The following is a 14072-nucleotide window of genomic DNA, read 5'->3' on the forward strand; positions in this document are numbered from 1 at the left end:
AGAACAGCCCCTCTGCACAGTCGAAGACGACAGCCCGGCACCACATGGTGCCGGGCTTTTTGTCTGCTCGAATCGCTAACGCGGCTCGAATCAGTAACGCGCAGAACGTCTACCGAGCGGCACACGCAGAACCGCGTCGGTACCGCCTCCGCTTCCCGGGTGCAGTCCGAGCGAGCCACCGAGTTCGGCGCCCAGCAAAGTCCGCACGATCTGGAGTCCGAGGCGATCGGATTTCTCGAGGTCGAAGTTCTCCGGCAGGCCGCGCCCGTTGTCGTGGATGATCACGTCCAACCAGCGTGCAGAACGCTCGGCACTGAGTGTGACCGTGCCGGTCACACCCGGATCGAAAGCGTGCTCGATCGCGTTCTGCACCAACTCCGTCAGCACCATGACCAGCGGGGTGGCGCGCTCGGCGGAGAACACTCCGAAACTGCCCTCACGCCGAATCGTCACCGGCACACCTACTCCCGCGACATCGGAGAGCATGGGAACCAACCGGTCGATCACCTCGTCGAGATCCACCTCTTCGTCCACCGACATCGACAAGGTGTCGTGAACGAGGGCGATGGACGTCACGCGTCTCACCGACTCTGTCAACGCTTGTCGCGCTTCGTCGTTGCCGGTTCGCCTGGCCTGTAGACGCAGAAGCGCCGCGACGGTTTGCAGATTGTTCTTCACTCGATGGTGAATCTCGCGGATGGTTGCGTCCTTGCTCAGGAGAGCGCGATCACGACGCTTGACCTCGGTGACGTCGCGGACGACGACCGCAGCACCGACATGCCGGCCGCCAGGCTTGAGAACCAGGGCCCGCAGCAGAACGGTCGCCCCGCGCGCCTCGATCTCCATACGGCGACCGGGCTTGTCCGCCAACGTATCTCGGATGTATCCCGCAGCTTCCTGAGACTCGAACGGGTCGGTGACCAACGAACGGGTCAGCGCTGCGAGGTCTTGGCCCACCAGATCCGAACTCAGACCCATCCGGTGATAGGCCGAGAGCGCGTTCGGGCTGGCATAGACGACTGTGCCTTCGGTATCGAGACGGATGAAGCCGTCGCCCGCACGTGGGCTCGAGTTCGTGTCGGAGCGCGATTCTCGGATCGGGAAGGTTCCGTCGCTGATCATCTGACACAGGTCTTCGGCGCAATCGAGATACGCGAGTTCGAGCGGACTCTGCGCTCGCTGGTGCGACAGGTTGGTGTCGCGGCTCAGAACAGCGATGACTCGCCCGTCCAGACGCACCGGAACGGCTTCCCGACGCGGCGGCATTCCTTCACGCCACGTCTCGTCTTCCCCGCGCACGACGCGGCCCTCCACGAGAGCGCGAAGAACCTGCGGGTGCTCGGACTCGGAAACGACCGTTCCGACCGCATCCTCCGGAAAAGCCGTCGATGCCGTTGTCGGCCGGCAATGCGCGACGCAGATGACCGTCCCCTCGGATCGGTTCTTCTCCGATTCGGTGCCCACCCACAAGAGAACGTCGGCAAAGGAGAGGTCGGCGAGCAGTTGCCACTCCCCCACGACGCGCTGGAGATGGTCGACCGCCGCACCGGGAAGGTCGGTGTGTTCGGCGAGGAGGTCGCTGAGAGTGGACATCGTCCGGCTTAGGAGATCACGGCGATCAGATCGCCTTGCTGAATCACGTCGCCGACCTTGACGCCCACCGTCGTCACCGTTCCCGGAACCTCGGCCAGGACGGGAATCTCCATCTTCATGGATTCGAGGATGACCAGGGTGTCGCCGTCCGCAACGACGTCTCCCTCGCTCACGACGACCTGGTAGACCGTCGAAACCATCTCGGCGCGCACGTCTTCTGCCATCGTGAACCTCACTTCTGTCGGAACTGCACTCTGACCACGAAAATACGTCGACGGATCACTCGATCGACCTGCCAATGGAACCACACCGGCATCGGCGTGAAACAATGACGCGAAAGAAACAGAAGGGAGACCAATCATGGGTAAGCGTGGTCGTAAGAAGCGCAGCCGTAAGGGCAACGCCGCTAACCATGGCAAGCGTCCAAACGCCTGACATGTAGCGCAACAAAACGTCCGAGGGGCGGGGAAGCATTGCTTCCCCGCCCCTCGGCGTTACTGCCTTCCGACTGCTGCCGCTCAGATCTTCGCTGACGGGCTAGCTGTCGGTTTCGGTAGTCGTTATGACGATGGTCCGACGCAACTCGACGGTGAGCCTCTGACGCAGGCTTTCCGGCGCATGGTCTCCGCCGCACTTACGGTTGATCAGGCTCTTGACCTTCTCTTCGATCCCGTAGGCCTCGAGGCACGATCCACAATCGTCGATATGACGCTGCAGGCGAGCACGACTTGAATCGTCGCATTCACCGTCGAGCATCAACCAGACGTCGGCGATGACTGCCGAGCAGTCGAGCCTTTCGAATTCGTCCTGCTCACTCATCGTGTGACACCTTCCGTCTCGGTGGCTGCGACTGTGGCTGTGTCGACCGCGCCGTCCCGATTGAATCCCCGGTCTTTTGCGACATCGGCCAAAAGACCACGCAATTGCTTGCGACCACGGTGCAGTCGCGACATCACCGTTCCGATGGGTGTGCCCATGATCTCCGCGATCTCCTTGTACGGGAATCCTTCGACATCGGCGTAGTACACGGCCATACGGAATTCCTCGGGAAGCGACTGCAGCGCCGCCTTGATGTCGTCGTCAGGCAACGCGTCGAGCGCCTCCACCTCGGCCGATCGCAGCCCCGTCGAAGTGTGCTCGGCGGTGGCGGCCAACTGCCAGTCGGTGATCTCGTCCGTCGGATACTGCGCGGGTTGGCGCTGCTTCTTGCGGTACGAGTTGATGTAGGTGTTCGTGAGAATCCGGTACAGCCAGGCTTTCAGGTTGGTACCGGCACGGAACGAACGGAAAGCGGTGTACGCCTTGACGTACGTCTCCTGCACGAGATCCTCGGCATCAGCCGGATTCCGCGTCATGCGCAGGGCAGCGCCGTACAACTGGTCGAGCAGCGGGAGCGCGTCGCGCTCGAACCGGGCAATCAACTCATCCGCAGTTTCGGGCGTTTCGGACACTGCGCCGTCGATAGGTTCAGCTACCCCTGACGGTTCGTCCTTGGGCCGGTCGTGTTCCAGCACTCTGATCCCTTCACTAGCCGTAGGGATCAAGGTTACCGCCAACTGAAGATCCGACCCACGGGCCGGTGGTGGCTCACACACAGCCAGCACGGTCGCTCCTTCGCTTCTCGGGACAAGTTTCATCAACTGGTACCAACACGGGAGTCAGCGACTCTGTTCCCGGCCTGGTCGAATGCACCTGTCGGCGATCCACATAGGGTGTTCCACATGGCCGGAACAGCGACCCCTGCGACCGTACTTCTCGACAAGTCGAAGACACCGCACCGCGTCCACAGCTACGACCACGATCCTCGCGCCGAATCTTTCGGCGACGAGGCGGTCACTGCACTGGCAGAGTCGACAGGCGTCGAGGCCGCCCAGATCTTCAAGACCTTGGTCGTCAAACTCGACACCGGCAAGCTCGCCGTCGCGGTCCTGCCGGTCCCGGACAAGCTCTCGCTCAAAGCTGCAGCCGCTGCCCTCGGTGCGAGCAAAGCCGTCATGGCCGATCGCGCCGAAGCCGAGCGCTCGAGCGGCTACGTCTTCGGCGGTATCTCACCGCTCGGCCAGCGCAAGAAACTGCCGACAGTGATCGATGCGTCGGCGCTCGACTGGGACCGAATTCTCTGCAGCGCCGGCCGACGCGGGCTCGAAATCGAGCTGGCTCCGACGGACCTCACGCAGCTCAGTGGCGCGGTCACGGCGCAAATCACGGCGGGCTGAGTATCCGGTCGCTACGGTCTCACCATGCGACCACACCTGAAAACTCTTGCACTGACCGCTGCAGCGGCAGCCCTCACCGTCTCGCTGACGGCCTGCGGGAGTTCGGACAATGCCGCCAAGGAAGTCACGGTAGTCGGATCAGGGCAGGTCCGCGGGGCGCCGGACATCCTCAATGCCGACATCGGCATCGAGGTGGTTGCCCCGGATGTATCGGGAGCGGTCTCGGAGGCGAATGACAAGGCCCGTCGGATGATCGACGCGATAGTCGCCGCCGGGGTTGCCCCCGAGGACGTGCAGACAAGCGATCTGTCCGTCCAGCCGCAGTACGACGCCAGCGGCGGACCGTTCGTCGGCGGCAACGTGACCGGCTACCGGGCGACCAACTCGGTACGAATCGTCGTCCGCGATCTCGACAAGGCCTCTTCTGTCCTGGACGCCGGCATCGCGGCGGGCGGAAACGCGGCACGGCTCGGTAACGTCGCCTTCGCCATCGACGACGACTCTCAGCTTCTGGCCGACGCTCGCACCCGTGCCTTCGAGGACGCGAAGAACCGTGCCGAGCAGTACGCGGATCTGTCCGGGACGTCGCTCGAAAACGTCGTGACCATCACCGAGGCACACGACACGAGTGGCGGTCAGACCATGCGCGCTCCCGACGCCTCGATGTCCGACATGGTTCTCGCCCCGGGAACCCAGCAGGTCTCGTTCGAAGTGACCGTCACCTGGGCTCTCGGCTGACTGCTAGAGCAGGCTGATCTGCTCGCCGGCACGGTCGACGTCCGGCTCGATCAACTCGTGCCCGTTGTTCTTGACACTGTTGACCAGCGGCCGGACTCGATCGACGTCGATCCGCTCGAAGAGGTCCGGTACCGGTTCGAGCAGGGCCGAATCGACGGTGTTGTCGGGATCGAGCCACGCCTCCCAGCGGTCACGAGGCAGGGCGAGGGGCATGCGGTCGTGAACCTGCTCGAGGTGACCGAGAGAGTCGACCGTGACGATCGAGCAGCTCAGAACGGGGCTCGCGTTCTCGACCCTCGGGTCCCGCCAGGCAGACCACACGCCCGCCATGAACAGCCGTGATCCGTCGTCGGGGTGCATGTAGTAAGGAATCTTCGCTGCCTTCTTCCCGCCGGTGGCCTCGGTCTGCCACTCGTACCACCCGTCCATGGGGACCAGGCAACGCTTGAACTTGAAGGCGGTCCGAAACGCCGGCTTCTCCGCCAGCGAATCGGCGCGGGCGTTGAACAGGACCGGGCCTTTGCCCAGTTCCTTGGTCCACGACGGCACCAATCCCCACCGCATCCGCCGAATCCTCTTGGTCGGATCGCTGTCGGGGTTCTCCCGATCGTGGCGTTCGACGACAGTCAACACCTCGGTCGTGGGGGCCACGTTGTAGTCGGCTTCGACGGGCGCCGAGTGGTCGGTCTCGTCGAGCGCATCGAGTTCCACCGCCAGGGTGGCCGGGTCCGCTGTGGTCGCATACCTTCCGCACATGACACCCAGGGTGGCACGGTTTCGACCATTCCCCCACCGATGAGAGAAGATGGACCATGTGAGTCTGAGTCTGTGGAGCGCCCCGAGGGCCCAAGCACCCGTCGATGCAGTGGTGACGCTGCCCGGATCCAAGTCCATCACCAATCGAGCTCTGATTCTGGCCGCACTTGCGGATGGCCCGTCCACGATCACCGGTGCACTCCGCAGCCGTGACGCCGACCTGATGATCGCAGCTCTGCGTGACCTCGGCATCGGCGTCGAGGAAGCCGGTGATGCGACCACGCTTCGCATCACCCCTGGACCCCTGCGCGGCGGCGAGGTCGACTGCGGCCTGGCCGGCACCGTGATGCGCTTCCTGCCGCCACTCGCCGCGATGGCCGACGGCATCGTCCACTTCGACGGCGACGAGCAAGCACGCACACGACCGCTCGGCACCATCTTGGAAGCACTGCGCGGTCTCGGCGCTCGGATCGAGGGTGACGCACTCCCGTTCACCGTCACCGGAACCGGGTCCCTACGCGGCGGGACGGTCACCATCGACGCATCCGGTTCGTCGCAGTTCGTCTCCGGTCTCCTGCTCTCGGCTGCTGCGTTCGAAGAGGGTGTCACCGTCCATCACGACGGCAAGCCCGTCCCGTCCATGCCACACATCGACATGACCGTCGAGATGCTCCGCGAGGCCGGAGTTTCCGTGACGACGCCAGCCACGGGCGGTGACGCGGACACCTGGCGTGTGGCACCGGGGCCGGTGCGCGCCGTGGACTGGGCGATCGAACCCGATCTCTCCAACGCCACACCGTTCCTGGCCGCTGCCGCAGTGACCGGCGGAACCGTCAGCGTCCCGATGTGGCCGTCGTCGACGACGCAACCCGGCGACGCGATCCGCGGGATCCTCGCCTCGATGGGGGCCGACGTCACTCTCGCCGATGGTGTCCTGACCGTCCGCGGCCCGGAGAAACTGCGCGGCATCGACATCGACCTCCACGACGTGGGAGAGCTGACCCCCACCGTGGCGGCCCTGGCCGCTCTCGCCGAGGGCACCTCGCATCTACGAGGAATCGCGCACCTGCGCGGGCACGAGACAGACCGTCTCGCCGCCCTCGCCGACGAGATCAACAAACTCGGCGGCTCCGTCACCGAAACCGATGACGGCCTGACGATCGTTCCCGCGGAACTCCATGGCGGACAATGGCTCTCGTATGCCGACCACCGCATGGCAACAGCCGGCGCCATCATCGGCCTGGTCGTCGACGGTGTCGAGGTCGACGATGTCGGAACCACAGCCAAGACACTGCCGGGCTTCGAGAACATGTGGATCGACATGCTCGAGAGTTCGCCTGCGACACCGAAGGCAAGCTTCTGAGTCCGCGGCAGTACGACGAGTCCGACGTCCGGGTACGCCCCGGGCGCGGATCCCGCCCCCGTACGAAGACTCGGCCCGAACATCTCTCGGCCGAATCGGGGATGGTGGTGTCGAAGGATCGTGGCCGTTGGGGTTGCGTCCTCGGCGGCGATCCCGACCGGCTGATCGTCACGATGCGCGCCCGCGAACTTGGCCGAACCCCCATCGTCGTCGGCGATCAGGTGGACATAGTCGGCGATCTGTCGGGCAAAACCGACACCCTGGCGCGCATCGTCCGGGTCTCCGAGCGTTCGACGGTTCTGCGACGGACCGCCGACGACACCGATCCCTTCGAACGTATCGTCGTCGCGAACGCGGAGCAGCTTCTCATCGTCGTGGCACTCGCCGATCCCCCACCGCGCACCGGCTTCGTCGAGCGCGCACTGGTCGCCGCCTACGTGGGTGGCCTGACGCCGATCGTCTGCCTGACCAAGAGCGACCTCGAACCGCCGGAGGAATTCGCGAGCACGTTCGCCGACCTCGACATCCAAGTGGTCGTCGCCGGTCGCGACGATCCCCTGGACGAACTGACGCAGATCCTCGAGCACAAGTTGACCGCCCTGATCGGACATTCCGGCGTCGGAAAGTCGACATTGGTCAATCGCCTTGTCCCCGATGCCAATCGAGCGGTCGGCATCGTATCCGGCGTCGGCAAGGGCCGGCACACGTCGACGCAATCGGTGGCACTCCCGCTCGCCGGTGGCGGCTGGGTGATCGACACCCCGGGCATCCGTTCGTTCGGTCTGGCGCACATCTCGCCCGAGAACGTGGTGGCGGCGTTCTCGGATCTCGCTGCGGCGATCGAGGATTGCCCGCGCGGATGCACGCACCTCGGACCGCCGGCAGATCCCGAATGCAAGCTCGACCTACTGGAGGGCAAATCAGCTCGACGCGTCGTCGCTGTGCGACAACTGCTGGAAGCGATCAAGTCCAACGATCAGTACTGAGCGCCCCCGAGCGACGTTCCGGGCGAGAACAGCAAAGCGGCCCGACACCATCGAATGGTGTCGGGCCGCTTGCTGTCTACGGTCAGCGCAGTCGACGATCAGCGCAGGCCGAGGAGGCTGCGCAGCTTTCCGCTCTTGCGCTTACGTGCGATGGCGCTCTTGAGGCCACTGCGACGCCCGGTCACGGGATCGACAGTCGAGGTCAGTTCGCCGTCGAACATCCGCTCCGACGCCGTCTCGGGCGCATTGTCGACGGTGTCCTTGAGGTACTTGTTGGGCAGCGACAGCTTGGCGATGGTGCGCCAGGACTTGGCGTACTGCACGGCAAGCGGGCCCGTCGTGTACGGCAAGTCGTACTTGTCCGCGAGCTGACGCACCGTGACCGCGATGTCCTTGTAGCGGTTGCTGGGCAGATCGGGGAACAGGTGGTGCTCGATCTGGTAGCTCAGGTTGCCCGTCATGAAGTCCATGAGCGCGCTGCCCTCGATGTTGGCGCTGCCGAGCATCTGACGCAGGTACCACTGAGCCTGCGTTTCCTTGTCGATGTCTTCCTTGGTGAACTTCTCGGCACCGTCCGGGAAGTGGCCGCAGAAGATGACCGCGTTGGTCCACACGTTCCGCAGAGTGTTGGCGGTGAAGTTGGCCGACAAAGTGCTCTTCCACGCCGGGCCGGTGATGGCCGGGTAGATGACGTAGTCGCGCAGGACCTGCTTGCCGATCTTCTCGCCGACCTCACGGAGCTTGCGCTGCGTCTCTTCCTTGTCGGCGCGGCCCTTGGCCACCTTGCCGAGCTCGAGGTGCTGAGCGGCGATGCCGTACTCGAAGAACAGCGCGAGCAGCGTGTTGTAGACCAGGTTGCCGGCGTTGAAGGGCTTCCAGCGCTGATCGCGGGTGACGCGGAGGAGTCCGTATCCGACGTCGTCGTCCATTCCGAGGACGTTGGTGTACTTGTGATGCAGGTAGTTGTGGGTCTGCTTCCAATGCGCAGACGGGCCGGTGACGTCCCACTCCCACGAGGTGGAGTGAATCTCCGGGTCGTTCATCCAGTCCCACTGCCCGTGCATCACGTTGTGCCCGAGTTCCATGTTCTCGATGATCTTCGAGAGCGTCAGCAGGCCAACTCCGGCGAGCCACGCCGGACGACGACGGCTGGCGAAAAGCACTGCGCGGCCGCCGATTTCGAGCGAACGCTGCAGACGAATGACGTTGCGCACGTATCGCGCATCCTTCTCGCCGCGCGACTCCTCGATGTCGCGACGAATCGCGTCGAGTTCGCGGCCGAGCGCTTCGATGTCGGCGTCCGTGAGATGTGCGTATTCCTTGACATCTGCAATCGCCATGGAAAGCCTCCTAGCAGTGAGTTAGGCGCAAAGTAGTAAGTGCAGAACGATCATCGATTCGAATCGTTCAGATCAACTGCACCTACTGTAGCGTAACTTACGGCACCGTAGGTTAGGTTTTTCCCGATGTAACCTATATCACTTCCGACGCTTCGGCATGCGGGAACGGGCCTGTGACTTGAGTGCGGTCAACAAACCGAGACGCTTACCGGTGATCGGATCGGTACGAAGGTCCTCGACCATCGCCATGGCTGCGTCCCGGAATCCCGAGTCGCGGAACCGCAGTTCCGAAGACGTTTCCGGAGCATTGTCCGAGGTTGCGGTCAGCCACTTGTCCGGCAAAGCCAACTTGTGGATGGTGCGCAGAGCCAGAAGATACTGCTTGAAGAGCGAACCGGTGGTGTACGGGAGATCGAACTTCTCGCACAATGCACGCATCTTCACAGCGATTTCGGGATAGCGGTTGCTCGGCAGATCGGGAAACACGTGATGCTCGATCTGGTAGCTCAGATTGCCGCTCATGAGTCCCATGAGCTTGCCGGAATTGAAGTTCGCGCTACCGAGCATCTGGCGCAGGTACCACTCGTGACGAGTCTCCTGCTCGAATTCGGCAACCGTGAACTTCTCGGCACCGTCCGGGAAGTGGCCACAGAAGATGACGACGTACGCCCACAGGTTGCGCACGAGGTTCGCGGTCGCATTGGCCGACATGGTCGACTTCCACGCCGGCCCCGTCAGCGCCGGGAACAAGATGAAGTCCTTGCCCACCTGACGAAAGATCTTGCGCGCGAAGTCTTTGTTCGCCTGCGAGTTCAGCTGCCCCTTTTCCGCGCCCTCCAACTCGGCTGCCGCCGTGAGGTCGTGCAGCGCGATGCCCCACTCGAACGTGGCCGCCAAGATCACGTTGGCGATCGGCTGGAAGAGGTTGATCGGCTTCCACGGCTCGTCACGAGTCATACGCAGAATCCCGAAACCGAGATCCTCGTCCATACCGACGACGTTGGTGTACGTGTGGTGCTGGTAGTTGTGGGCGCGCTTCCAATGCTCGGAAGGACCGGTTTGATCCCACTCCCACGAGACGGAGTGAATCTCGGGATCGTTCATCCAGTCCCATTGCCCGTGCATGACGTTATGCCCGAGCTCCATGTTCTCGATGATCTTCGACAGGCTCAGCAGGGTCGTGCCGACCAACCATGCCGGTCGGTACCGACTGCCGAACAGTGCGATACGCCCGCCGAGCTCCAACGCCCGCTGGACGCGAATGACGCGACGAATGTAGCGGGCGTCCCGGATCCCACGAGAGTCTTCGATGTCGAGTCGAATCTGATCGAGTTCACGTCCGAGAGCTTCGACATCGGCCTCGGTGAGGTGCGAAAACTCTTTGATATCGGTGATGGCCACCGTGGTCCTCCGTGTGCCTAGAAGCTATGCGTCCAGCGTACAGTCGCCGGCGGCGGCGGAGATGCACGTCTGGATGCGCTCGCCCTCCGCGTGCTGTTTCCCCGAGCGTAGATCGATCGCGTGGCCGGCAACGAGAGGTACGACACACGTCTGGCAGATGCCCATGCGGCAACCGAACGGCATCAAGGCACCGGACTGCTCGCCTGCCTCCAGAAGCGTTGTCGCACCGTCGACGGTGATCGTCTTACCCGACTTCTCGAACGTGACCGTGCCACCGTCGGCCGAAGCGTCGATGCGCGATACGGCGAACCGCTCCATGTGGAGTCGATCCTCGATGCCTTCCGCCTTCCAGACGTCTTCGAGCTCGTCGAGCAACGGGAGGGGCCCGCACGCCCAGGTGTGGCGCTCGCGCCAGTCGGGGCAGACCGTGTCGAGAGAACTGAGTTTGAACTTTCCGTCACGGCGCGTGAGTTGAACGTGGCTCACGAAGTCCTCGTGCTCGGCGTGCAGTGCTGTGAGTTCGTCGGCGAACATCACGTCGGATTCCGTCGGAGCCGAGTGGATGTGCATGACGTCGGGCAATTGACCGCGCCGGTTCATCGTCCGCAACATGCCCATGACCGGAGTGATGCCACTGCCGGCGGTGATGAACAGGATCTTCTCCGGTGGCGGATCCGGCAACGCGAAGTTGCCCGAAGGCGTGGCCAGTCGAACGATGGTTCCCGACGGCACGGCCCCGCTGACGAGGTGGCTCGAGAGAAAGCCCTCGGGCATGGCCTTGACCGCGATGGAAATGCGCTTGTTCTCCCAGTTGGGAGGCGAGGTAAGTGAGTACGACCGCCAATGCCAGCGGCCGTCGATATGCAGACCGATGCCGATGTACTGCCCCGGCTGGTAGTTGAAGTCGAATCCCCAACCCGGCTTGATGACGATGGTCGCCGAGTCCGTGGTCTCGGGCCGGACTTCGACGATCTGACCACGCAGCTCGCGCGCGGACCACAACGGATTCGCGAGGTGAAGATAGTCGTCGGGAAGCAATGGTGTGGTCAGCCGAGCCGCCGCACCGCGAAGCAGATTGAGCTTCGACCGCGCTGCCGGAACTACCGACGCTGCCGGTGCCTCGATCCAGTCCTTCAGACCCATCAGACCTCCACCTCTCACCTTCCGAACCCACTGCCTACGGTACCGTAGGTTATCAGGTTACGGTACCGTAGGTTACTTCACGGTAAGCACATTCACAGCAGGTCGAGCAAGAACGGCAACTCCTGCGCGGCGTACCACGCCAACTCGTGGTCCTCCGCGTCACCGAGCGTGAACTCGGCATCGGCGTCACCGAGATCCGCCGCGTCGACTATGCCAGCAGCGCGCTCGATGTCCGATTCTGCCTGTTCGAGGTCGACATGCACAGATGCAACCTGAGCCATCGTGACAGGACCCGCCAATCGGACTACCGAATCGTCGAGATCGGGCCGTAACTTCACATCGGCATCGTCGACGTCGGCGGCAACGACAGCACGCCGGAAGGTGACGTCACCCTCGGTTCCGGCGATCAGCCGCAGCGACGCACGCGCAGCCTCACCCATGGCGACCTCGGCCAACTCGTCGTCGTCCCCCGCCGCGTACGACTCACGCAGAGTCGGGGTGACCGCAAAAGCCGTCCGGCTCATCGGGTCGAACTCCTGATCTGCGACCAACTGCTGCAAAATCTCGACCGTCGCCGGTACGTACACCCTCATGAGACCACCTTCATGCTCGTTCGTCACCGACTCGCATCCGTCAATTCCTCGAGTGACTCGAAGATCAGCGAACGAACGACGTCGACGTCCGACATCGCGTCACGGTCGGCATTCAAACCGTAGTAGACATTTCCGTCGTACGACGTCAGGGCGATGCTGAGTGTCTGATTCTTGAGCAGTGGCGACACGGGATACATCTCGAGCATCCGAGCACCACCGAGGTAAAGCGGAAATTGCGGCCCTGGCGCATTGGTGATCATCAAGTTGAACATTCGCTGCGACAGACTACTGGCCGCGCGGGAGCTCATCGCATGCAGCGTCGCCGGCGCAAACCCGGACATTCGCACCATCGTCTGCGCGGTGACCCGCCGACCCTGACGCGCGAATGCCTCCGTCGCATGGGCCACGTGCGAGAGCCGAACCACCGCGTTGGGTTCACCGACAGGCAGGTCGATGAGGAACGAGGAAACATGTCCGGGCGCTTGCGGATCGTCGACGTCAGGACTCTCCGGGCCGTCGGTGTAGACCGACATGGGCACCATCGCTCGCACGATGGTCGCCTCGGTCACCGGTTCACCGCGCGAGAGCAACCAGTTCCGCATCGCACCTGCGATGACGGTCAGAATCACGTCGTTGATCTCGCACCCGTACCGCGCGCGAATACGTCGATAGTCCTCCAGAGACGTCTTGGCCACCGCAAGGCGTCGATTGCGCGAAATGGTGGCGTTGAGCGGGCTCGACGGGGCTACCTGCGTCGCCGTTCGAACCACTTCCGCGAGTTTCCCGAGTGCACTCACAGCCTCGGTGACGGATGTGGTCACGTCGTTGAACGCTGCACGCGCCCGTGCGATCCCCTCCCCCGGGCTCGTTACGAGATCCGCCAGTGCACTGACCAACAAGCTGGTATCGCTCGGCGGCCTGGCGGGCATCCACAATTCTTCGGGGCCTGGCGCTCGATTCTTCTCCGGATCGAAGATCACCTGACTGATCTCTGGAGCCGCCTCGCCGTCCACCAACGACGAATGAGACTTCGTGAAGATGGCAAATCTGTTTCTGGTCAGCCCCTCGACCAGGTACATCTCCCACAACGGCCTCGTGCTGTCGAGTGGTCTCGACGTCAGCCGCGCGATCAGATCCATCAGCTGTTCGTCGGAACCTGGTTTGGGCAGAGCAGATCGGCGTACGTGATAGGTGATGTCGAAATCCGAGTCGTCCACCCAGACGGGGCGGGCCAGACCGAACGCCACCTCGCGAACTCTCTGTCGGTACCGCGGAACCGATCCGAGCCGCTCTTCGACAAGTCGAAGCAACTCCTCGTGATCGATCCCGTTTCGCAGTTGCCTGAAGATCCCCAACGAGCCGACATGCATCGGCGTCGTCCCGGCTTCGAGGAAGTAGAAAGCGGCATCCTGAGTCGTCAGTCTGTTCACCATGGCTTCGTGTCCCCTCCTTCGCCGAGATCGAACAGAATCGACAACTCCTCGATGGTCGATTCCGAGCCGACGTGATGGACCCCGACCATCCCGACGGCCACAGCCGCCCGGACGTTGATTTCGAGATCATCCACGAAAACGAAATCCTCCGGCTCGACGCCCAAACGACTCGCTGCCAACAGATAGATCTCGGCGTCGGGCTTTGCCATCTCGACATCACCGGACAAGATCACGTCGTCGACCAAGACCCCGTCGCCGAGATCCCGCAACCACTGAGCACTGGCGCCGCCGGGATCGTTGCTGACGATTCCCGTCACGATTCCGCGGGCCTTCACCGCGCGCACGACCGCGCTCAAGCCGTCGAGATCCGATCCCGGACCGAACAGCACGCCACCGACATCCAACAGAAGTCCCCGCACGCCATCACCCTAAGTCGCGATGGTGATCACGGCGACATCTCGAGCGATTCGTGTCATGCTTCTCACCATCGCTCGGGGGAGCGAAGTCCGA

At 63.2% G+C, this 14072-nt stretch carries 15 protein-coding genes; 4 read left to right on the forward strand and 11 right to left on the reverse strand.

The window, feature by feature from the left end; translation table 11 throughout:
* Positions 1–90 precede the first annotated feature (90 nt).
* From P3G66_RS07340 to P3G66_RS07355, 4 genes are all read right to left on the reverse strand, one after another.
* Positions 91–1593 carry a histidine kinase N-terminal domain-containing protein gene (locus P3G66_RS07340; RefSeq protein ID WP_003940890.1) on the reverse strand — a complete coding sequence of 501 codons (1503 nt, stop codon included), beginning with the start codon at positions 1591–1593 and terminating at the stop codon, positions 91–93.
* 8 nt (positions 1594–1601) lie between these two features.
* Positions 1602–1817 (reverse strand): biotin/lipoyl-binding carrier protein, encoded by a 216-nt coding sequence (locus P3G66_RS07345; RefSeq protein ID WP_007731208.1) that lies wholly within the window; start codon positions 1815–1817, stop codon positions 1602–1604.
* 313 nt (positions 1818–2130) lie between these two features.
* Positions 2131–2412, reverse strand: coding sequence for a mycothiol system anti-sigma-R factor (rsrA, locus tag P3G66_RS07350; RefSeq protein WP_003940722.1), 282 nt, complete (start codon positions 2410–2412; stop codon positions 2131–2133).
* Positions 2409–3056, reverse strand: coding sequence for a sigma-70 family RNA polymerase sigma factor (locus tag P3G66_RS07355; RefSeq protein ID WP_085989606.1), 648 nt, complete (start codon positions 3054–3056; stop codon positions 2409–2411). The genes rsrA and P3G66_RS07355 overlap by 4 nt, the downstream gene beginning before the upstream one ends.
* Positions 3057–3314: 258 nt before the next feature.
* Here P3G66_RS07355 and ybaK point away from each other — a divergent pair, with 258 nt between their 5' ends.
* Both ybaK and P3G66_RS07365 read left to right on the forward strand, forming a co-directional pair.
* Positions 3315–3809, forward strand: coding sequence for a Cys-tRNA(Pro) deacylase (gene ybaK, locus P3G66_RS07360; RefSeq protein WP_047271686.1), 495 nt, complete (start codon positions 3315–3317; stop codon positions 3807–3809).
* Between the two features lie 24 nt (positions 3810–3833).
* Positions 3834–4547: an SIMPL domain-containing protein gene (locus P3G66_RS07365; RefSeq protein WP_276116352.1), complete on the forward strand. Its 714-nt coding sequence runs from the start codon at positions 3834–3836 to the stop codon at positions 4545–4547.
* Between the two features lie 3 nt (positions 4548–4550).
* Here P3G66_RS07365 and P3G66_RS07370 read toward each other — a convergent pair whose 3' ends face one another.
* On the reverse strand, positions 4551–5303 hold the full coding sequence (locus tag P3G66_RS07370; RefSeq protein WP_020969226.1) for an SOS response-associated peptidase: 753 nt from the start codon (positions 5301–5303) through the stop codon (positions 4551–4553).
* Between the two features lie 49 nt (positions 5304–5352).
* Between P3G66_RS07370 and aroA the strand changes: the two genes are divergently transcribed.
* The gene (aroA, locus tag P3G66_RS07375) at positions 5353–6666 is read left to right on the forward strand and encodes a 3-phosphoshikimate 1-carboxyvinyltransferase (protein ID WP_042922161.1); all 1314 of its coding nucleotides are present in this window, start codon (positions 5353–5355) and stop codon (positions 6664–6666) included.
* Entirely contained in the window at positions 6615–7652 is a 1038-nt protein-coding gene (rsgA, locus tag P3G66_RS07380) for a ribosome small subunit-dependent GTPase A (RefSeq protein ID WP_037129054.1), read from the forward strand. Before aroA ends, rsgA begins: the two co-directional genes overlap by 52 nt.
* A gap of 98 nt (positions 7653–7750) precedes the next feature.
* On the opposite strand, the gene P3G66_RS07385 is transcribed toward rsgA, so the two are convergent.
* The 6 genes from P3G66_RS07385 to P3G66_RS07410 form a co-directional block, all read right to left on the reverse strand.
* Positions 7751–8992, reverse strand: a complete 1242-nt coding sequence (locus tag P3G66_RS07385; RefSeq protein ID WP_003940700.1) for a fatty acid desaturase — start codon at positions 8990–8992, stop codon at positions 7751–7753.
* A 138-nt stretch (positions 8993–9130) separates the two neighbouring features.
* Entirely contained in the window at positions 9131–10393 is a 1263-nt protein-coding gene (locus P3G66_RS07390; RefSeq protein WP_003940901.1) for an acyl-CoA desaturase, read from the reverse strand.
* A 24-nt stretch (positions 10394–10417) separates the two neighbouring features.
* Positions 10418–11536 carry a ferredoxin reductase gene (locus P3G66_RS07395; protein ID WP_003940928.1) on the reverse strand — a complete coding sequence of 373 codons (1119 nt, stop codon included), beginning with the start codon at positions 11534–11536 and terminating at the stop codon, positions 10418–10420.
* A 92-nt stretch (positions 11537–11628) separates the two neighbouring features.
* Positions 11629–12129: a hypothetical protein gene (locus P3G66_RS07400; protein ID WP_030535010.1), complete on the reverse strand. Its 501-nt coding sequence runs from the start codon at positions 12127–12129 to the stop codon at positions 11629–11631.
* Between the two features lie 23 nt (positions 12130–12152).
* Positions 12153–13562, reverse strand: coding sequence for a wax ester/triacylglycerol synthase family O-acyltransferase (locus P3G66_RS07405; RefSeq protein WP_007731194.1), 1410 nt, complete (start codon positions 13560–13562; stop codon positions 12153–12155).
* Positions 13556–13981, reverse strand: a complete 426-nt coding sequence (locus P3G66_RS07410) for an HAD-IA family hydrolase (RefSeq protein WP_003940859.1) — start codon at positions 13979–13981, stop codon at positions 13556–13558. Before P3G66_RS07410 ends, P3G66_RS07405 begins: the two co-directional genes overlap by 7 nt.
* Positions 13982–14072: the final 91 nt, after the last annotated feature.

Origin of the sequence: Rhodococcus sp. C3V, from assembly GCF_029269915.1 — a bacterium.
Lineage (GTDB): Bacteria > Actinomycetota > Actinomycetes > Mycobacteriales > Mycobacteriaceae > Rhodococcus_F > Rhodococcus_F qingshengii.